We start from the raw sequence: 20,626 nt of genomic DNA, 5'->3' as shown, positions 1-20,626 counted from the left end.
CGTATCTTGCTTCGCTGGTGTCATCGGGGTCAACCCGTTGACTGTATAAAAGGGTCAACAGAGTCACAAAGTTAAACCGATTACTTTGGGTTAGTGGTTCCATAAAGCGGTGCTAGCCTTTATTATCCTTGATCACTTTAGTCTGCGCCACGCACTTATTTGCGGCCAAGCACTTAAAACGGATGTTATGTATCAACCTGTCGCGTTATTTATAGGTCTGCGCTACATGCGCGGGCGTGCTTCGGACCGCTTCGGGCGGTTTGTCTCCTGGTTATCCACCATTGGTATCACCCTTGGGGTGATGGCGCTGGTGACCGTATTGTCTGTGATGAACGGGTTTGAGAAAGATCTGGAAGGTAACATTCTGGGGCTGATGCCTCAGGCGTTAATCACCACGCCGGGCGGATCCCTTGACCCACAAAAAATCACCCATGATCAGGTTTCAGCGCTGAAAAGCGTTAACCGCGCTGTGCCGCTCACCACCGGTGATGTGGTGCTACAAAGCCCCGGCAGCGTTGCCGTGGGCGTGATGCTGGGCGTGGATCCTGCTCAGCATGATCCGCTGGCGAAATACCTGATTGGTGTCGCCCAGCAGGAACTGCAACCGGGTCAGTACAACATCATTCTTGGCGACCAGCTGGCGCAGCAACTCAAAGTGCGTCGCGGCGATCAGCTGCGTCTGATGGTCACCAGTGTCAGTCAGTTCACGCCGGTCGGTCGTGTCCCGAGCCAGCGCCTGTTTAACGTCATCGGAACGTTCTCTGCCAACAGCGAAGTGGATGGTTACCAGATGCTGGTCAACATTCAGGATGCTTCGCGCCTGATGCTGTATCCGAAAGGCAATGTGACCGGCTGGCGTTTGTTCCTCGATACACCGTTGGACGTTGACAGCCTGAGTACGCAAAAACTGCCGGACGGTGCGAGCTGGAAAGACTGGCGCGAACGTCGCGGTGAGTTGTTCCAGGCGGTGCGCATGGAAAAAAATATGATGGGGCTGTTGCTGAGCCTGATCGTCGCCGTCGCCGCGTTTAACATTATTACGTCACTGGGATTACTGGTGATGGAGAAACAGGCCGAAGTCGCGATTCTGCAAACGCAGGGTTTGAGCCGCCGTCAGATTATGGCGTTGTTTATGGTGCAGGGTGCCAGTGCCGGGGTGATCGGCGCGCTGCTCGGTGCCGTGCTCGGCGTGGTACTTGCCACCCAGCTCAATACCATTATGCCCGCCATCGGACTGATGCTCGATGGCGCGTCGCTGCCGGTCGATATCGAACCGGTGCAGGTCGTTGTCATTGCGCTGGTCGCCATGGCAATCGCTTTATTATCTACGCTTTATCCTTCCTGGCGCGCTGCTGCCACCCATCCCGCAGAGGCTTTACGTTATGAGTAATTCTTTATTATTGCAGTGTGAAAACCTCTGTAAGACTTATCAGGAAGGCAAAATGCACACCGACGTGCTGCGTGACGTGAGCTTCGCCATGCAGCCGGGTGAGATGATGGCGATTGTCGGGACGTCCGGTTCCGGTAAAAGTACTTTGCTGCATTTGCTGGGCGGTCTGGATTCCCCGACCTCCGGGGAAGTGATTTTCAAAGGTCAGTCGCTGAACAGTATGTCTTCTTCGGCGAAATCTGAATTGCGTAACCGCGAACTGGGCTTTATCTATCAGTTCCACCATTTGCTGCCGGATTTCACCGCGCTGGAAAACGTCGCCATGCCGCTGCTGATTGGCAAAAAGAAATCTACCGAAGTGCAGGAACGCGCCATGGCAATGCTTGAGGCGGTGGGTTTGCAGCATCGCAGCCATCACCGTCCTTCTGAGCTTTCCGGCGGCGAACGTCAGCGTGTGGCGATTGCCCGTGCGCTGGTGAATAATCCTTCGCTGGTGCTGGCCGACGAACCGACCGGTAACCTCGATCAGCGCAATGCCGACAGCATTTTTGAACTGCTCGGCGAACTGAATGTGCGTCAGGGCACGGCGTTTCTGGTGGTGACACATGCGCTGGAACTGGCTAACCGCCTGACGCGTCAGCTGGAAATGCGTGACGGCAAGCTGCAGCAGGACTCGATGTTGCTGGGAGCGAAATAATGTCAGGCATTCCGTTTTCATTATTGATTGGTCTGCGGTTCAGCCGTGGCCGCCGTCGCAGCGGCATGGTGTCGCTGATTTCGGTCATTTCAACGCTCGGTATCGCGCTGGGCGTGGCGGTGCTGATCGTCGGTCTGAGCGCTATGAACGGGTTCGAGCGCGAGCTGAAAGAGCGCGTGCTGGCGGTGGTTCCGCACGGCGAAATCCGTCCGGTGAATCAGCCGTTCAATAACTGGCAGGGCGTTCTGGACAGGGTAGAAAAAGTGCCGGGCATTGTGGCTGCTGCGCCGTATATCCAGTTCAATGGCCTGATCGAACACGGTGCCAAACTGCGCGCTATCCAACTGAAAGGTGTGGATCCGCAGAGCGAACCGCGTGTCAGTGCCGCGCCCAAATTTGTACAAAACAACGCATGGCAGAATTTTAAAGCCGGTCAGCAACAGCTGATCCTCGGTAAGGGCGTCGCCGATGCCGTGGGCGTGAAGCAGGGTGACTGGGTGACGGTGATGATCCCCAACAGGGACCCTCAAATGAAACTGTTGCAGCCAAAACGTATCCGTTTGCAGGTCGCCGGGATTTTGCAGCTCAGCGGGCAGCTTGATCACAGCCTGGGAATGGTGCCGCTGGCTGATGCGCAGCAATATCAGGATATGGGCAGCAGCGTGACCGGTATTGATATCAAAGTGAATAATGTCTTTGCGGCACAAAAATTAGTCCATGATGCGGGTGAAGTGACTCAGGCTTACGTCTACATTAGTAGTTGGATCGGCACCTACGGCTATATGTACCGCGATATACAGATGGTTCGTGCCATCATGTATATGGCGATGGTGCTGGTGATCGGCGTGGCCTGTTTTAACATTGTTTCAACGCTGGTGATGGCGGTGAAAGATAAAAGCAGCGATATTGCGATTTTGCGCACACTGGGCGCGAAAGACGGGCTTATCCGCGCGGTCTTCATCTGGTACGGTTTACTGGCCGGTCTGGTCGGCAGCGTGGCGGGTGTGGTGATTGGCGTGATAGCGGCTTTCCAACTGACCAATATCGTCAACTTTTTGCAAAAGCTTACCGGCCATCAGTTCCTGTCGGGCGATATTTATTTTATCGACTTTCTGCCATCGGAAGTTCACTGGCTGGATGTCGCGGGCGTGCTGGTCACTGCCCTGATCCTGAGCCTGCTGGCGAGCTGGTATCCGGCACGTCGCGCAAGCCGAATTGATCCCGCCCGCGTACTCAGCGGCGGACAGTAAGCAACAGTTTGATTTATTACACGTAGTTTTCAGACACAGAGAGTAAGGAGCACTTCATGCGCACACGTCATCGTCTGTGTCGGTTTCGCAAAAACAAACGTATTCGCCATCAGCGTTTCCGGTCGAATATTTTCCACCGTGACTCAATGGCTGCGGCTTCACTGAAAAAGCCATTTGTGGTGGTGCTGACCGGTGCCGGGATTTCCGCTGAATCGGGCATCCGCACGTTCCGCGCCGCAGACGGTTTGTGGGAAGAACATCGTGTCGAGGACGTGGCGACGCCGGAAGGTTATCGCCGGGATCCGGAACTGGTGCAGCGTTTTTATAATGAACGCCGCCGCCAGTTGCAGGCCGATGATCTCAAACCGAACGCCGCGCATTATGCGCTGGCGACGCTGGAAGAAGCGCTCGGCGACAACTTCCTGCTGGTGACGCAGAACATTGATAACTTGCATGAACGCGCCGGGAGTTCCCGCGTGATTCATATGCATGGTGAACTGCTGAAAGTGCGCTGCACCCGGTCGGGTCAGGTGCTGGACTGGCCAGGCGACCTGAGTGTTGATGACCGCTGTCATTGCTGCCAGTTCCCCGCGCCGCTGCGCCCGCACATTGTCTGGTTCGGTGAAATGCCATTTGGCATGGACGAGATTTACGACGCGCTGGCGAAAGCTGACTTCTTCGTGGCGATTGGCACGTCCGGCCATGTTTATCCGGCTGCCGGGTTTGTTCACGAAGCGCGTATCGGGGGTGCCTGTGCGGTTGAGCTGAATCTTGAGCCAAGCCAGGTCGAAAGCGAATTTGATATGAAGCATTACGGTCTGGCGAGCCAGGTCGTGCCGGAATTTGTTCATAAGTTTCTGACGAAGAAAGACGAAGCCTGGTCATAGACCGGGCTTTTTTTTCGGTCTGGTGCCCGTAAAGCGAAAAAGTGCGCCTGTCCCTTAGACATATCTCGTTAAACTTGGCGAAAACTGACCTGACGCAATATTCACGGTTTTCATGCTGCGCATAATAAAACCCAGCCGCCAGAGGATACCCAAATGAACAAGTTGCTTGATCGTTTTCTTCACTATGTTTCTTTCGATACCCAATCTAAACCCAATGTCAGACATACGCCCAGCACAGAAGGACAAACCCGACTGGCGCAGGCTTTGCGTAATGAGCTGACTGAACTGGGGTTTTCAGACGTCACTCTCAGCGATAAAGGCTGCGTGATGGCGACACTGCCGGGGAATGTCGCCTGGAAAGTGCCGGTGATTGGGTTTATTTCTCATCTGGATACCGCGCCTGACTTCACGGCCAAACACGTAAATCCGCAAATTGTGGAAAATTATCGCGGTGGTGATATCGCGCTGGGCAATGGCGACGAAATTTTATCGCCGGTGATGTTTCCGGTTCTGCATCAGTTACTCGGCCACACAATTATTACCACCGACGGTAAAACCCTGCTCGGGTCAGATGATAAATCCGGTATCGCGGAAATTATTACCGCGATGGTGCGCCTCAAAAACAGCAATATTCCGCACGGGCCGGTGCGCATTGCCTTCACGCCGGATGAAGAAATCGGCAAAGGTGCACAGAGTTTTGATATCCCTGCTTTTGGCGCGCAGTGGGCTTACACCGTCGACGGTGGCGGAGTGGGGGAGCTGGAGTTTGAGAACTTCAACGCGGCGTCAGCCACCATCAAAATTGTCGGTAATAATGTCCATCCGGGCAGTGCCAAAGGCGTGATGGTGAATGCGCTGTCACTGGCGACGCGTTTTCACAACGAGCTGCCTGCTGCGGAAACGCCAGAGAATACCGAGGGTTACGAAGGTTTCTACCATCTGACGACCATCAAGGGCAACGTAGAACGCGCGGAAATGCATTATATCATCCGTGATTTCGACAAAACCCAGTTCGAAGCCCGTAAGCAAAAAATTATTGATGTCGCGCACCTGGTCGGAAAAGGCCTGCATCGCGATTGCTATATCGAAGTGACGCTCGACGATCACTACTACAACATGCGCGATAAAGTGGCGCAGCATCCGCACATTATTGCGCTGGCGCAGCAGGCGATGAAAGATTGCGATATTGAGCCGGTCATGAAGCCTATTCGCGGCGGCACCGATGGCGCGCAACTTTCGTTCCGCGGATTGCCCTGCCCGAATATTTTCACCGGCGGCTATAACTTCCACGGCAAACACGAGTTCGTGACGCTGGAAGGAATGGAAAAAGCGGTGGCAGTGATTATGCGTATTGCTGAGCTCACAGCAGAGAAATCGAAATAAGCTGATTAAACACCCCGGATTTATTATTAAAGTCGGGGGTGTTTATAAATGATATTCAGAGATGACTGACACATTATCTGAATATCAATGATAACCCCCATCAATATTAATATTATCCCTATTCATTAATGACATTATATTTACGCCTCCATCAATGTCATAATTTTGGCATGTTAATTATGGAGAGATTAAGTGGAAACAGCACAGACAGAACGAACAGTGGCCAGGTTGCAGACAGTAGATGGGATCAGAGAGTTTGTTAAGCAAAGAACGGCTTTCGTCGATTTTAATCAGGTAATTAACGCATGGGTATTTATCTGGTATCCCGGAGACGGGAGTATTGGTCATGCGGCAATGTTTATTGGTCCGATTGCTCATGAAAGCACTTATGTCAGCTGGTGGCCGCAGTTCGAAGACAACAAAATTCTCTTCAGGAAATACCCTGCCAGACCCTCAACCGGGTATGAACTAGATTGTGAAAGAGAAGCCTGTGAGCCGGATGTCATTTATGGTCTGAAATCTCTCGATGAAGCGGCAATGCTGCAGGCATGGCGGGAAATTTGCCATTCAAAAGCATCCCCCTCATTCCAGATACTCTCAAAGAACTGTGCAAATATAGTGGGCAGGGTATTGAAATCTGGTTTAATTAATTCCCCGCTCAGGCATCGGGTGTTCGGGATACTGGATGGTGATTTTTACGTCTTTACGCCTAAACGTATTGCTGTTATTTGTAATCTCTTACGAGATAATAATAAGGCTGTGAAAATAAGAATGTCAGCGAAAACCCGAAACTTGAACCCTTTTAAAATAGCATTTCGTTTACGCTAATTTTTTATAAGCAAGAATAAAATAAACAAGAACAAAATAAATAAGGGCATCTGAATGCCCTTATCTGTTTATCAATATCAGTCGTTGAAGTACCAATACCCGCTGTTAACCAGTGCAGACAGCAGCGCCAGGAAGGAAGGATCGTCCAGCGCCTCGCCCAGCATTTCTTTGGTCACGGTTTTGTGACGCGCAATCGCATCCACCGCGCCGATATGTTCCGTGGTCATCGGTTCACCGTTCACGTAACAGGTATCGCCCACGCGCAGCATGCGCAGACCGCCCAGACGTTCCAGCGTTTCACCGGATTCCAGCAGCTCATAAATTTCACCGGCCTGATAAGGCGGTTCCGGCGGTGCCAGATCCAGTTCATGACGCGACTGGGAGATAAACTCGCCAAACCAGCTGTTGAAATGGGCGGGCTTACCAATTAAGTCCAGCATCATGCCGCGCAGTTTATCCAGTTCCGCGGGCTGCACTTCGGCCGGATGTTCACGTTCGGTCAGTTCAGGATCACTGTAACGGTGGCTGCCGAGTTCTCGCGAAAGCACGTAATCAGCGAAACCACTGACCATTTCACGAGCATTTGGCGCACGGAAACCGACTGAATAGTTAAGGGAGTTTTCCAGCGAATAGCCGTCATGTGGGAAGCCCGGCGGAATATAAACGATATCGCCCGGTTCCAGCTCCTCATCAATAATCGCCTCGAACGGTTCCACCTGAAGCAAATCCGGATGCGGACAATGCTGTTTCATGGCGACTTTTTCGCCAACACGCCAGCGGCGGCGGCCGGTACCCTGAATAATAAATACGTCATACTGATCCAGATGCGGACCCACGCCGCCACCCGGAACCGAGAAGGAAATCATCAGGTCATCCATACGCCAGTCCGGGATATGGCGGAACGGCGTCATCAGATGAGAAGAGGGCTCGTGCCAGTGATCGACCGCCTGAACCAGTACTGACCAGCCGGTTTCGCCCAGATGATCGTAACTTTCAAAAGGCCCATGGCTGACATTCCATTTACCGTCGTGATTGCTCACCAGACGGCTGTCCACCTCATTTTCCATCGCCAGTCCTGCCAGTTCGTCAGGCGAGATAGGATCGACGAAATTTTTAAAGCCGCGTTTTAACACGATAGGACGTTTTTGCCAGTAACGCTGCAGGAAATCATTCCAGTCTAGGTCGAGTTGGTAATCCATAGTATTTCCCTTGCATTAAAAGGAGGGTGGATAAGGAAGAGGACTGTCTGTAAATGATTATAACGGAAGGTGTTGCGGCTGAGTTGGGCAATTGCCAGCAAATTTCGCACTATGCTTAAGATTGCGCCGAAATTTGCTGACAAAATGGACGGGTAAAACCTTACTCCAGTTCGATGCCTTGTTGCAGGCCAAAACAGACACGCATACTGGCGCCGCCGAGCGGGCTGTCGCCGATGATAATTTTGCCGTCGTACTGTTCGATAATGTCGTTAGCCAGTGAAAGTCCCAGACCTTGTCCGGGGCGTAAGGTATCTGCCCGCTGACCGCGCTGGAAAATCACCTCGCGTTTGCTTTCGGGAATACCGGGACCGTCATCTTCAATCAAAATCACCAGCTCATGTTCGGTATGAACGGCGCTGATTTCGACGAACTCCAGACAGTATTTACAGGCGTTATCTATGACGTTGCCCATAACTTCCATGAAATCATTTTTTTCGCCGACAAAGGTGATTTCCGGCGAAATATCGACGGTGATCACCACGCCTTTGCGCTGATAAACCTTATTGAGTGCCGAGCATAATCCGTCGAGGATCGCCGGTACGGAATGCACTTCGCGGATCAGCAGATTCTGTTCTGAACGTAGGGTGGCGCGATGCAGGTAGTAACCAATCTGCTGCGAAATACGGCTGATTTGCTCAAGCATCACCGGCTCAGCTTCCTCGATGGTCATCTGCTTGCCATTACGCAGTGCGCGCAGGGTGGATTGCAAAACTGCCAGCGGGGTTTTCAGACTGTGCGTAAGATCCGCCAACGTGGTGCGATAACGGTCATAGCGGCCACGCTCGCTGTGCAGCAAAATATTCAGGTTACGCACCAGCCCGCGCAACTCGCGGGGTGGATTTTCATCCAGCAGCTCCCGCTCGTGGGATTCCAGCTGTGCAACCTGATGAATAACTTCTTTGATGGGGCGCAGGCTCCAGTAAGCCGCCAGCCATAACAGCGGCACGACTAACAGTAAATTCGCCAGCAGGACATAGCTGAACCATTCCCAGACCAGATCAGAACGCTGTAGTTCTTGGGGAATAGTATCCACCACCACAATGTTCAGTGCCGGCAGGCGCGCCGTCGCGTTATACGTGTTAACCGCAATGGAGTGGGTCATCGCGTTGGCGTCGGTATCGTCGTAGCTTTTGAGTTTGTTTTGCGCTTGCGGGTTATTGCCCAGTACTTCGCTGCTGATTTGTGTATCGGTATCCAGTTCGTAAAAGCCCGGTTTATTCATCCAGGCTTTATCGATGTGCGCTTCCAGTTCAGGAATACGGCGCTCTGCCCATAACAGTTTTCCGTCGGCGTCATAAATAAACACCAGCGTCGGCGTGTTGAGATCCAAATCAGGAGGAACGTTGATGGTCAGTTTGCCGTCGCGCCACTGCGCCAGGCTGAAGAACAGATTGCTTTCGCCGCGCAGCAAACGGTAGGCTGTTTTATCAAAACTCACCATATAACCGACGACCGCCACCAGCCCGTAGGCCAGCGACAGCGCGAGAACGACCGCCGCGGTCGCCATCATAAAACGGACGCGAAGGGAGAAGGGTTTTTTGGTACGTCCTTTCATGGCGCGTCCTTTCTTGCTGATTTACGGGCGGATGTCGAAACGGTAACCCTGACCACGGACGGTGGTAATGACATCAACCGGGTGTTCAGCCTGTAATTTTTTACGCAACCGTCCCATCAGCACATCCACGGTGTGGCTCTCGCGCAGTTCGGCATCCGGATAAAGCTGAAGCATCAGCGAATCTTTGCTGACGACTTTTCCGGCGTTGCGGATAAGCGTTTCGATAATCGTATATTCGAACGCAGTCAGTTTAATCGGCTGTTCGTTAACGGTCAGTTCGCGGCGGGACAAGTCAATCTGGAAAGGCTGAAGGGAAATGACCTGCGAGGCGAGGCCGCTGTTACGGCGCATCAGGGCCTGCATACGCGCCAGCACTTCTTCAAGATGGAAAGGTTTGGTGACGTAATCATCCGCACCGGCTTCGAGCACAGCGACTTTATCCTGCCAGCTTTCGCGGGCGGTCAGCACCAGAATCGGCAAATTTGTCTGATGACTGCGCCAGCGGCGGATCAGACTCAGTCCGTCTTCGCCCGGCAGACCCAGATCGACAATCGCGATATCCGGCGCATGTTCATGCAAAAAGTAGTCAGCTTCTTTGGCATCTTCCGCCGCATCCACCTGATGGCCCATTTCCCGCAACTGTACTGAAAGGTGATGACGTAGCAGTGCGTTATCTTCAATGACTAAAATGCGCATAATAATTCCTTATTCTCAGTACGCGGGACAGGACATAATTTTCTGCGGTTAAGTCTATAGGATCCTGAAAAATTTGAATCAACCCCGGTTCAACATCGGGCTGACAAACATCAACAGAACCTAAACGAATTATAAACGTCTTTTGCGGGCAGAAGCATAAATTGTGATTTTGATCTCTGATAAAAATCAAAGGTACTATTAAGGTATTATAAAGGTATCTTGAATACTTGATTTCATCCGCTGCTTTTGGTGCCAGGGCACCGCGCGGGTTTCCCATTCAGCAAGGATATAATAATGAAACGTACCCATCTGAAGCTGTCCGTAATGATGTTTATTGAGTGGTTTATCTGGGGGGCATGGTTTGTGCCTCTCTGGCAATATCTCAATAAGCTGGGTTTTAGTCCGTCGGAGATCGCCTGGTCTTACAGCAGTACGGCGATTGCCGCCATTCTTTCGCCGGTGCTGGTCGGGGTCATCGCTGACCGCTACTTTGCTGCGCAAAAAGTATTGGCCTGGCTGCTGCTGGCTGGCGGCGTACTGATGTGTTTTATCGCCCTGCAAACCGAATTTTCTTCTTTCTTCCCGCTGCTGGTGGTTTACGCCATCACCTATATGCCGACCGTCGCGCTGACCAACAGCATCGCCTTCGCCAATATCGGTGATACCGAAAAAGATTTTCCGCGCATTCGCGTGCTCGGCACGCTGGGCTGGATAGCCGCCGGTCTGGTGATCGGCTTTGTGCTGCCGCCATTACTCGGTATGGGCAATATTTCCGACAGTAATCTGCCGCTGTGGATCACTGCAATAGCGTCATTCGCCCTGGGCGTTTACAGCTTCTGGCTGCCGGATACTCCGGCGAAAGGCAAAGGGCCGGTAGATATCAAAGCGCTGTTCGGCCTGAATGCGCTGGGATTACTCAAAGACCGCTCGTTTGCCATTTTCGCGCTGTGCTCGTTTTTGTTCTGCATGCCGCTGGCGTTTTATTACCAGTTCGCCAACGGTTATCTGACACAGGTTGGCCTGCCAAATGCCACTGGCTGGATGACGCTCGGTCAGGTGTCTGAAATCTTTGCCATGCTGGCGCTGCCGTTCCTGCTCAAACGCTTTGGCATCAAAAAAGTCCTGATGCTGGGTTTTGTCACCGCGGCTATCCGTTACGTGTTCTTCATCTACGGTGGCACGGCGGATGTCTGGGCTTACAGCATGTTGTTCCTCGGCATCCTGCTGCACGGCGTCAGCTACGATTTCTATTTCGTCACCGGCTACATCTACGTTGATAAAAAGGCGCCACCGCACATGCGAACCGCTGCGCAGGGCCTGATCACGCTGATTTGTCAGGGGCTTGGCAGTTTCATCGGCAACTGGCTGGGCGGACGTGCGATGACTACCTTTGCGCTAAGTACGCCGAAAAATGGCATGACCTTTGACTGGTTTGCCGTCTGGGGCGTGGGTGCCGTGATGGTGGTGGGCGTCATGCTGCTGTTCCTGTTGTTCTTCCGTGAACGCAGTAAAACCATCACGCCGGTCAGTTTGTCCGCTTCGTCCTGATCTGTTTTTAACTTCAGTTTTATAAACTTCAGGCGGGCAGGCTGCCCGCCATCCAATTGATATCGGGAGATTTACCATGACACAGCTAAGCCCTGAAAGCCGCATGCTCGGCGCGTTGTACGGACAAATGCTGGGCGATGCGCTGGGAATGCCATCGGAACTCTGGCCGCGTGAACGCGTTAAAAAACACTTCGGCTGGATTGACCGTTTCATGGACGGCCCGGCGGAAAACAACGCCGCCTGTTATTTCAAGGCTGCGCAGTTTACCGATGACACCTCGATGGCTCTGGCACTGGCCGATGCACTGCTGGAAGCCGACGGTAAAGTGGTGCCGGAGTTGATTGCCCGCAACGTGATCCGCTGGGTGGACAGCTTCGATGCGTTCAATAAAAACATCCTCGGCCCGAGTTCCAAAGTGGCGCTGGCTGAGCAGAAGAAAGGCGTGGCCATCAGCGAGTTGGAAAACAACGGTGTCACCAACGGCGCGGCGATGCGCGTTTCTCCGCTGGGCTGCGTGCTGCCTTCGGCTCCGCTGGAGAATTTCTGCGAACAGGTCTGGCTGGCGTCCAGCCCGACGCACAAATCGGATATCGCGGTGGCCGGTGCGGTGGTCATTGCCTGGGCGGTATCTCGCGCCATTGAAGGTGCCAGCTGGCAGGAAATCAAACTCGCGCTGCCGGATGTGGCTAAATATGCCCAAACCCGCAAGTCCACCACCTTCAGCGCATCGCTGGGCGCACGTATTGAACTGGCCTTTGCCACGGTCGCGAAATCGCAGGGTACTGAGCAGGCATCCGAAGCGGTGTATCAGCTGGTTGGCGCGGGGGTCAGTACCATCGAATCCGTTCCGGCGGCGCTGGCGATGGTTGAACTGGCCGGAACCTGTCCGAACCAGTGCGCGGTATTGTGCGCCAATCTGGGCGGTGATACCGACACCATCGGCGCGATGGCGACCGCGATTTGTGGTGCGTTAAACGGCATAGAAGTATTTAAGAAAGAGTGGCTGGACGAGCTGAAACGCGTGAATCCTCAGGACATGACGCGCTACAGCGATGCCTTCCGGCGCTTTCGCCAGCAGGCACAGGAGGCCGAATGAGCCATGAGCATCGTGAATTATTGCAAACCCTGACCCAGGGCGACTGGCATCAGCAAACGCCGGTGATGGTGATTGGCGCGGCGGTAATGGATATGGTCGCTAAAGCCGATGCGCTGCCGGAACGCGGCGGGGATATCGCCGCCAGCGTGACCGGATTTCACCTCGGTGGCTGTGCGCTGAATATTGCGCTCGGGCTGAAACAGCTGGGTATTCACAGCTGCAATCTGCTGCCGGTGGGCGAAGGGATGTGGAGCGATCGCCTGCGCCGTGAAATGGCGGCGCGGGATATTGTGTCCGATTTGCAGGTGAGCGGGGCGGATAACGGCTGGTGTCTGGCGCTGGTGGAACCGGACGGCGAGCGGACGTTTATCTCAGTCGACGGTATAGAGAATCAGTGGCAGCCGGAATGGCTGTCGCAGGCTACACCGGAAAACGGACTGGTGTATGTTTCCGGTTATCAGCTGGGTGCGAAACAGGGAACGGTGCTGATCGACTGGCTCGATGCCTTACCGGAGGCGGTCCGCGTGGTGGTGGATTTCGGTCCGCGTCTGGATGTGCTGGCGCAGGAGCGAATTGACCGGCTTATCCGTCCCGGCGTCATTCTGACGCTCAATGAGCGCGAAGCTACCATGCTTGGCTTTACCGGCGATGCGCAGGCGTTTTGTCGTGAACTGCACCATAAAACCCGTGAGCTGGTGGTATTACGTTGTGGTGAGCAGGGGAGCTATTACTATGCGGCTGCGCAGGATTGTGGCTGGATTGGGGCACGTAAAATTACCGTGGCCGACAGCATTGGCGCGGGCGACAGTCATTGCGCCGGTTTGCTGGCGGGGCTTTCCCTAGGGCTGACGCACTGGCAAAGCATGACGCTGGCAAACTGCGTGGCGGCGTATGTGGTATCAAGAACCGGTGGCGACTGCGCCCCGACGCTGGCGCAACTGGCGGATTCACTGGGCAGTGCGGATTAACCGCGGGGTCAGTCTTCGCTGACGAACTCGTACATGTCGCTGCGGCAAAAACTTTCGCTGTATTCAATCGGCCGGTTTTGCCCGTCGAACAGCGTTTGTTTGATGATAAGCAGCGGCATCGGCTCGCTCAGCTGTAAAGCCTGCAAGGTGTCGGCATCGCTCATTGCGGCACTGACGCGGCTTTGCAGCGCGCCCAGTTCGATATTATTGCGACTGAAATAATCATAAAGCGAGACGCCGATATCCTGCACATCATCAATCGCGCTTTGAACGACGTAGGAAATCGCGACGGACATCGGTCGGCTGTCGATATAGTGAATACGTTTGAGCATATAAACGAGAGTGCCTTCGGTGAGCGCCAGTTTGCTGGCAATCAGCGCCGAAGCGGCAATCTGGTCACGGCTGATCCACAACGTATCCGGTTTGCGGCCCTGCAACATCACTTCCCGCGAGAACCCTTTTACCCCGGCCAGTGAATACTCCAGCTTGGCTTCTGCGGTTTTCCGGATGAACGTGCCATAACCGCGCGAGCGCCCGATGTGGCCGTCTTCCTCCAGTTTCGCCAGCGCTTTGCGCACGGTGATACGTGAAATCCCTAACGCTTCGGTGAACTGACGTTCGCTCGGCAGAAAATCTCCGTCCTGCAAAATCCCGCTTTCCAGCGCCTGCCGCACCGATTCGTTAAAGCACAGATACAACGGCTGGGTGCCAGCCTGAGCCAGATCGGTTTTCAGTTTTTCCAGCACCTGCTGGTTGGTGTCCATGCTCATTGGCGTGTTCCGGATTGCAGTAAGGGGGTCTATTTTAGAGGGAAGCAGATTTTTTGCAGTGACATTTTACGCAGAAAAAACAAAGGCGACCCGGAGGTCGCCTTTTGACGTGCAGGGTTAAAACTTACTTCAGTTCGTCAACCATGGTGGTGGCGCGACCGATGTAGTTGCCCGGCGTCATGGCTTTCAGGCGCACTTTCTCTTCTTCCGGTAATTCCAGAGAATCGATAAAGGCCTGCATACCTGCGGCGTCTACACGCTTGCCACGGGTCAGTTCTTTCAGTTTCTCGTAGGGTTTTTCGATGCCGTAACGACGCATCACGGTCTGGATTGGCTCAGCCAGCACTTCCCAGTTGTGATCCAGTTCGTTGGCCAGATTCGCTTCGTTCACTTCCAGCTTGCTGACGCCTTTCATGGTCGCCTGATACGCGATCAGCGCGTAGCCCAGACCCACGCCGAGGTTACGCAGCACGGTGGAATCCGTCAGGTCACGCTGCCAGCGGGAAACCGGCAGTTTGCTGGCCAGATGCTGCAATACGGCGTTGGACAGACCCAGGTTGCCTTCGGAGTTTTCGAAGTCGATCGGGTTGACTTTGTGCGGCATGGTGGAAGAACCAATTTCGCCAGCGATGGTGCGTTGTTTGAAATGGTTCAGGGCGATGTAACCCCAGATATCGCGGTCGAAGTCGATCAGGATGGTGTTGAAACGCGCCACGCAGTCAAACAGTTCGGCGATGTAGTCATGCGGCTCGATCTGTGTGGTGTACGGGTTCCAGGTCACGCCCAGAGAGGTCACGAATTCTTCGCTGAACTGGTGCCAGTTCACTTCCGGGTACGCCACAATGTGAGCATTGTAGTTGCCAACAGCGCCGTTGATTTTGCCGAGGATTTCGACGTTTTGCAACTGCTTGAACTGGCGATCCATACGGTAAGCGACGTTTGCCAGCTCTTTACCGATAGTGGATGGCGTCGCAGGCTGGCCGTGGGTACGGGACAGCAGCGGAATATCGCGGTACTTGTGCGCCAGACCTTTCACGGCATCAATAATCTGCTTCCAGTAAGGCAGCACAACGTCCTGACGTGCAGTTTGCAGCATCAGCGCGTGGGACAGGTTATTGATGTCTTCAGAAGTACAGGCGAAGTGAATGAATTCAGACACCGCGTGCAGGGCAGGGATGGCGGCTACTTTTTCTTTCAGGAAATACTCAACCGCTTTGACGTCGTGGTTGGTGGTTTTTTCGATATCTTTAATGCGCTGAGCGTCATTAACATCAAAATTCGCCACGATCTGGTCGAGGAAAGCGTTTGCGTCGGCATCAAAAGCAGGAACTTCCTTGATTTCTGCACAGGCTGCCAGTTTTTGCAGCCAACGTACTTCAACCTGCACACGGAATTTCAGCAGGCCAAATTCGCTGAAAATAGTACGCAGCGCGCTGACTTTATCACCGTAGCGTCCATCAACGGGGGAAACGGCGGTCAGTGAGGATAATTCCATCGGTAGCAACTCCTGGGATCTTATTAACAATGAGCGAGAATATTTTTCGCCTGTTCAAACAAGCGATTACGGGAAAACATCAGTTGCAGGCGGCCACCGCCAACCTGGTGCCACAGCACCGCAGAACGGATACCGGCGAGTAAAATGGCGCGAACTTTGGCCTGAACCTGCGTGTTTTGTAAAATGGCCGGTGAACCGGTGACCTGAATGCGCGGACCGACCGGGCTGACCACATCGACATAAATCGAGGCCAGGGAGCTAATCATCGTTTCGGATTCCAGCTCGAAATGCGCCAGCTGGCGGTCTAGCTGATCGATACGTTCACCTAGCTGATTCATGGCGGCTTTATTGGCATAGAGCTTACGTTCCAGCAACATCAGGCTCAGTGCGTAACGCGTTAACTCAGCGCCCGGCCCCTGACGGTTGGCGTTCAGCACACCCAGCAGTGTCTCCAGTCCCATCTTCAAATTGGCTTCATTATTACCGTAAACTGCCAGCGTTGAGGCCGGATTCATCTCCAGCAGGCTGCGCAGTGACACTGACATTTCTTCCTGTGAGCAATGGCCTTCGTGCGCCAGTTGCTGAACCAGGCGCGCTGCCTGACAGATCCCCGCCAAAGCCAGCGTAATGTCGTAATAATTTTTAGCCACGTTTACTCCTGTAAGCGTTTTGAAACGATGAGACGCAGTGACAATGAAATAGCCCAAATTCATGGCGACAGATCATGCCATAAAACTGCCTCTAAACACAGTTCGGAATCAGTGCAGGGCGTCATAGTCGGGCAGAAATAACGCGGGACGCCCGAAAGCGTCCCGTATTCAACGATATATTTACCGCGTATCAGGCCTGAAGCGGCAGGCGCTGTTCGATGATACCGCCTCCAAGACAGATTTCACCCTGATAAAATACCGCAGACTGACCCGGTGTCACGGCGGCAACCGGTGCATCAAAACGCACCTCGATGCGGTCATCCCCCAGCGGTGTCACCACACAAGAAATATCCTCCTGACGGTAACGGGTTTTCACCGTACAGGTCAGCGGCGCGGTCAGCGTTTTGCGATCAACCCAGTGCAACTGCTGGGCAATCAGGCCGACATTCATCAGGCGCGGATGTTCGTGACCTTGTGCGACATAAAGAATGTTGTTTTCCACATCCTTTTCCACCGTGTACCACGGCTCTTCGCTGCCGTCTTTCTGGCCGCCGATGCCCAGCCCTTTACGCTGGCCGAGCGTGTGGTACATCAGACCCTGATGTTGTCCCATCACCTGACCGTCAACGCTTTTAATCACGCCTGGTTGTGCAGGCAGATAGCGGCCAAGGAAGTCACGGAATTTGCGCTCGCCGATAAAGCAGATGCCGGTTGAGTCTTTCTTCTTCGCGGTGATTAAATCCAGTTCTTCGGCGATGCGGCGAACTTCTGGTTTTTCCAGTTCACCGACCGGAAACAGGCTTTGTGCGACCTGTTCGTGACCGAGCGTGTAGAGAAAATAGCTCTGATCTTTGTTGCCATCAACGCCGCGCAGCAAATGGCTGACGCCGTCGATATCCTGGCGGCGCACGTAGTGGCCGGTCGCGATGTAATCCGCGCCCAGATCTTCTGCCGCAAACTCCAGGAAGGCTTTGAATTTGATTTCTTTGTTGCACAGAATATCCGGGTTTGGCGTGCGTCCGGCTTTGTATTCCTCAAGGAATAACTCGAACACGTTGTCCCAATATTCCGCCGCGAAATTCACGGTGTGCAGTTCAATGCCCAGCTTGTCGCACACGGCCTGCGCATCAGCGAGGTCGGTTGCAGCTGTGCAATATTCTTCGTCGTCATCCTCTTCCCAATTTTTCATGAAGAGGCCCTCAACCTGGTAGCCCTGCTGTTGCAGAAGGTACGCAGAGACAGAGGAATCGACACCGCCGGACATCCCGACGATCACTTTTTTCTGGCTGTTGTCAGACATAATAGTCCCGAAACACATGAATTAATTGCCCGGTACTGACGGTGTTTTTTCTGATGCTTGTCCCACGAGGATGAAGGCCGCGCGCAACTTAAATTTCACAGAAACCCGAACTTCAATTTCACAGAAACCCGAACTTCAAAGAAACCCGAACACCGCAGAAACCCGAACAGAGAGGTGCTGCTTTACTAAAATTTCACGCGAGGTAAATCGTGAAGCGCAAAATTTTATCACGTCAGGCCGGTTGCTGCATCGCTGATTCACGGCAAGGCGGCAACCGGAAGGGGGATTTATTCAGGCAGGTTGAAATTGTGCAGAATTTCCAGAGGATAACGCGGCGACTGCTGGTAACAGCGAATGCTTTCCGCCACCAGCGGCGAACGCAGTTGTGCAGAGCCAATAATTTCTTCGGCAGTCACCCAGCGGCAACGGTCAATATCATCATCCTGGGGTGCGGTTTCCAGCATTTCAGGCAGGTCGATCACAAAAGCGAAACGCAGGAACGGCGTGGCGTCCGGGGCCTGCCACTGATGCAAACCGAGGAAAAACTGCGGCTCGGCGCAGATATCCGTTTCTTCATACAGCTCACGTTTTGCGGCGCTGACTAAAGTTTCATCGGCTTCGAGATGGCCGGCAGGCTGATTCCAGGTGACTTTTCCGTGGATGGTTTCTTCGACAACCAGAAACTTTCCCTGTGCCTGAACGATGCAGGCGACGGTAACGTGCGGTTTAAACATGTGGAATTTCCTTCCATTGGCCGGGTTGTAAGTCGCCGAGGGTGTATTCGCCCATACTGAAGCGGATCAGGCGCAGCGTCGGGAATCCGACATGGGCGGTCATGCGGCGCACCTGACGGTTTCTTCCCTCGTATAACGTGATTTTCAACCACGCCGTCGGGATAGCTTTGCGCTCGCGGATTGGCGGATTACGTGGCCACAACCATTCCGGCTCATCGATAATTTCCGCGCCCGCAGGCAATGTCGGACCATCTTTTAAGGTGATGCCTTCGCGCAGCGCTTTTACCGCAGCGTCATCCGGAACGCCTTCGACCTGAACATAATAGATTTTTCCGGTGCGTTTGCCCGGCTGGGTCAGCGCAGCCTGCAGTTTGCCATCGTTGGTCAGCACCAGTAAACCTTCGCTGTCGCGATCCAGGCGGCCCGCGGCATAAACATCTGTTAACGAAATGTAATCTTTAAGTGTCGCCCGACCTGCTTCATCAGTGAATTGTGGCAGGACATCAAACGGTTTATTGAAAAGAATCACCTTTCTCGGCCCTTTTGGGGCGGATTGTTCTTTGGCAGGCCTTTTGCTGAAACGTTTAACGTTGTGATTTTTAAAAGATAGCGGGTTCATAGGCATTGAAGTTAGAGAGAATTAGCGCATTATACTTGAAAAATGTTTCGGATTGGCTAGCGAGAAATATTCGAGTAATATCGTCCGGCATCTTACAAATTTTTAACAAAAATGCGCTCGAAGGAGAGGTTAATGGAAAGCAAAGTAGTTGTTCCGGCTGAAGGTAAAAAGATTACAGTAGACGCTCAGGGTAAACTGGTCATTCCTAATAATCCTGTTATCCCATTTATCGAAGGTGATGGCATCGGTGTTGACGTGACGCCAGCTATGATCAAAGTCGTTGATGCGGCTGTTCAGAAAGCCTATAAAGGCGAGCGTAAAATCTCCTGGATGGAAATCTACACCGGCGAGAAATCCGTAGAACTGTACGGCAAGGACGTGTGGCTGCCAGAAGAAACTCTGGACCTGATCCGTGATTACCGTGTTGCTATCAAAGGCCCACTGACCACTCCGGTTGGCGGCGGCATTCGCTCCCTGAACGTGGCACTTCGCCAGCAACTCGACCTGTATATCTGCCTGCGTCCGGTTCGTTATTACACCGGCACACCAAGCCCGGTTAAACGTCCTGAAGACACCGACATGGTTATCTTCCGTGAAAACTCTGAAGATATCTATGCAGGTATCGAGTGGAAAGCCGGTTCTGCTGAAGCAGATAAAGTGATCAAATTCCTGCAAGACGAAATGGGCGTGAAGAAAATCCGTTTCCCACAAGATTGTGGTATCGGTATCAAACCTTGCTCCGAAGAAGGGACCAAACGTCTGGTTCGCGCAGCGATTGAATACACCATCACCAACGATCGTGATTCACTGACTCTGGTTCACAAAGGCAACATCATGAAGTTCACCGAAGGTGCCTTCAAGGATTGGGGCTACCAGCTGGCGCGCGAAGAGTTCGGCGGAGAACTGATCGATGGCGGCCCATGGGTGAAAATCAAGAACCCGAACAACGGCAAAGACATCATCATTAAAGACGTAATCGCGGATGCGTTCCTGCAACAAATCCTGCTGCGTCCTGCTGAATACGACGTCATCGCTTGTATGAACCTGAACGGTGACTACATCTCCGACGCCCTGGCGGCGCAGGTTGGCGGCATCGGTATTGCACCGGGTGCAAACATCGGTTCTGATTGTGCACTGTTCGAAGCAACTCATGGTACTGCACCGAAATATGCCGGTCAGGACAAAGTGAACCCGGGTTCAATCATCCTGTCCGCAGAAATGATGCTGCGTCATATGGAATGGTTCGAAGCCGCAGACCTGATCGTTAAAGGCATGGAAGGCGCTATCGCCAACAAAACTGTGACTTACGATTTCGAACGTCTGATGGAAGGCGCTAAGCTGCGCAAATGTAGCGAGTTTGCCGACGACATGATCGCAAATATGTAATTACGATATTGTTGCACAATCAACGGAGGCTTTATGCCTAATGCCGATCGTTTAAGGATCAGTTGACCGATCCGGTGGCTCGTGTAAAAAGGGTTCATGCTCAACATGGACCCTT

19 protein-coding genes are annotated in these 20,626 nt (G+C 53.2%); 10 read left to right on the top strand and 9 right to left on the bottom strand.

Features of this window, described 5'->3' with window-relative positions:
• Positions 1–187: 187 nt before the first annotated feature.
• The 6 genes from lolC (at position 188) to D6C13_RS23435 (ending at position 6,435) form a co-directional block, all read left to right on the top strand.
• Entirely contained in the window at positions 188–1,390 is a 1,203-nt protein-coding gene (gene lolC / locus D6C13_RS23460; protein WP_120135074.1) for a lipoprotein-releasing ABC transporter permease subunit LolC, read from the top strand.
• Positions 1,383–2,087, top strand: coding sequence for a lipoprotein-releasing ABC transporter ATP-binding protein LolD (lolD, locus tag D6C13_RS23455; protein WP_120135073.1), 705 nt, complete (start codon positions 1,383–1,385; stop codon positions 2,085–2,087). Before lolC ends, lolD begins: the two co-directional genes overlap by 8 nt.
• Positions 2,087–3,337 carry a lipoprotein-releasing ABC transporter permease subunit LolE gene (gene lolE, locus D6C13_RS23450; protein WP_120135072.1) on the top strand — a complete coding sequence of 417 codons (1,251 nt, stop codon included), beginning with the start codon at positions 2,087–2,089 and terminating at the stop codon, positions 3,335–3,337. Before lolD ends, lolE begins: the two co-directional genes overlap by 1 nt.
• Before the next feature lie 56 nt (positions 3,338–3,393).
• Positions 3,394–4,224: a Sir2 family NAD+-dependent deacetylase gene (gene cobB / locus D6C13_RS23445; RefSeq protein ID WP_120135071.1), complete on the top strand. Its 831-nt coding sequence runs from the start codon at positions 3,394–3,396 to the stop codon at positions 4,222–4,224.
• A 153-nt stretch (positions 4,225–4,377) separates the two neighbouring features.
• Positions 4,378–5,607, top strand: coding sequence for a peptidase T (pepT, locus tag D6C13_RS23440; RefSeq protein ID WP_120135070.1), 1,230 nt, complete (start codon positions 4,378–4,380; stop codon positions 5,605–5,607).
• A gap of 192 nt (positions 5,608–5,799) precedes the next feature.
• Complete coding sequence (locus D6C13_RS23435) at positions 5,800–6,435, top strand: hypothetical protein (RefSeq protein ID WP_120135069.1); 636 nt, start codon at positions 5,800–5,802, stop codon at positions 6,433–6,435.
• Positions 6,436–6,512: 77 nt separating this feature from the next.
• On the opposite strand, the gene D6C13_RS23430 is transcribed toward D6C13_RS23435, so the two are convergent.
• The 3 genes from D6C13_RS23430 to phoP all read right to left on the bottom strand — a co-directional run bounded on the left by D6C13_RS23430 (position 6,513) and on the right by phoP (position 9,945).
• Positions 6,513–7,634 carry a ribosomal protein uL16 3-hydroxylase gene (locus D6C13_RS23430; protein ID WP_120135068.1) on the bottom strand — a complete coding sequence of 374 codons (1,122 nt, stop codon included), beginning with the start codon at positions 7,632–7,634 and terminating at the stop codon, positions 6,513–6,515.
• A gap of 160 nt (positions 7,635–7,794) precedes the next feature.
• Positions 7,795–9,249 carry a two-component system sensor histidine kinase PhoQ gene (gene phoQ / locus D6C13_RS23425; RefSeq protein ID WP_120135067.1) on the bottom strand — a complete coding sequence of 485 codons (1,455 nt, stop codon included), beginning with the start codon at positions 9,247–9,249 and terminating at the stop codon, positions 7,795–7,797.
• Positions 9,250–9,270: 21 nt separating this feature from the next.
• Positions 9,271–9,945, bottom strand: coding sequence for a two-component system response regulator PhoP (phoP, locus tag D6C13_RS23420; protein ID WP_120135066.1), 675 nt, complete (start codon positions 9,943–9,945; stop codon positions 9,271–9,273).
• A 294-nt stretch (positions 9,946–10,239) separates the two neighbouring features.
• Here phoP and D6C13_RS23415 point away from each other — a divergent pair, with 294 nt between their 5' ends.
• The 3 genes from D6C13_RS23415 (at position 10,240) to D6C13_RS23405 (ending at position 13,557) form a co-directional block, all read left to right on the top strand.
• Positions 10,240–11,493, top strand: a complete 1,254-nt coding sequence (locus D6C13_RS23415) for a nucleoside permease (RefSeq protein WP_120135065.1) — start codon at positions 10,240–10,242, stop codon at positions 11,491–11,493.
• A 76-nt stretch (positions 11,494–11,569) separates the two neighbouring features.
• Positions 11,570–12,589, top strand: coding sequence for an ADP-ribosylglycohydrolase family protein (locus tag D6C13_RS23410; protein ID WP_120135064.1), 1,020 nt, complete (start codon positions 11,570–11,572; stop codon positions 12,587–12,589).
• Positions 12,586–13,557, top strand: coding sequence for a PfkB family carbohydrate kinase (locus D6C13_RS23405; protein WP_120135063.1), 972 nt, complete (start codon positions 12,586–12,588; stop codon positions 13,555–13,557). Before D6C13_RS23410 ends, D6C13_RS23405 begins: the two co-directional genes overlap by 4 nt.
• A gap of 8 nt (positions 13,558–13,565) precedes the next feature.
• Here the strand turns inward: D6C13_RS23405 and D6C13_RS23400 are convergent, their stop codons facing one another.
• The 6 genes from D6C13_RS23400 to rluE all read right to left on the bottom strand — a co-directional run bounded on the left by D6C13_RS23400 (position 13,566) and on the right by rluE (position 19,125).
• Positions 13,566–14,327, bottom strand: coding sequence for a GntR family transcriptional regulator (locus D6C13_RS23400; protein ID WP_120135062.1), 762 nt, complete (start codon positions 14,325–14,327; stop codon positions 13,566–13,568).
• Between the two features lie 124 nt (positions 14,328–14,451).
• Positions 14,452–15,822: an adenylosuccinate lyase gene (gene purB / locus D6C13_RS23395; protein ID WP_120135061.1), complete on the bottom strand. Its 1,371-nt coding sequence runs from the start codon at positions 15,820–15,822 to the stop codon at positions 14,452–14,454.
• A gap of 23 nt (positions 15,823–15,845) precedes the next feature.
• Positions 15,846–16,472, bottom strand: coding sequence for a high frequency lysogenization protein HflD (gene hflD / locus D6C13_RS23390; RefSeq protein WP_120135060.1), 627 nt, complete (start codon positions 16,470–16,472; stop codon positions 15,846–15,848).
• A gap of 190 nt (positions 16,473–16,662) precedes the next feature.
• On the bottom strand, positions 16,663–17,772 hold the full coding sequence (gene mnmA / locus D6C13_RS23385; RefSeq protein ID WP_120135089.1) for a tRNA 2-thiouridine(34) synthase MnmA: 1,110 nt from the start codon (positions 17,770–17,772) through the stop codon (positions 16,663–16,665).
• A gap of 287 nt (positions 17,773–18,059) precedes the next feature.
• Complete coding sequence (locus D6C13_RS23380) at positions 18,060–18,506, bottom strand: NUDIX hydrolase (RefSeq protein ID WP_120135059.1); 447 nt, start codon at positions 18,504–18,506, stop codon at positions 18,060–18,062.
• Positions 18,499–19,125 carry a 23S rRNA pseudouridine(2457) synthase RluE gene (rluE, locus tag D6C13_RS23375; RefSeq protein ID WP_120135058.1) on the bottom strand — a complete coding sequence of 209 codons (627 nt, stop codon included), beginning with the start codon at positions 19,123–19,125 and terminating at the stop codon, positions 18,499–18,501. Before rluE ends, D6C13_RS23380 begins: the two co-directional genes overlap by 8 nt.
• Positions 19,126–19,257: 132 nt before the next feature.
• On the opposite strand from rluE, the gene icd reads away from it, so the two are divergent.
• Complete coding sequence (gene icd / locus D6C13_RS23370) at positions 19,258–20,511, top strand: NADP-dependent isocitrate dehydrogenase (RefSeq protein ID WP_112291085.1); 1,254 nt, start codon at positions 19,258–19,260, stop codon at positions 20,509–20,511.
• Positions 20,512–20,626 lie beyond the last annotated feature (115 nt).

This window comes from Rahnella woolbedingensis (assembly GCF_003602095.1).
Classification (GTDB): Bacteria; Pseudomonadota; Gammaproteobacteria; order Enterobacterales; family Enterobacteriaceae; genus Rahnella; species Rahnella woolbedingensis.
This window is presented reverse-complemented; position numbering and strand designations above follow the sequence as displayed.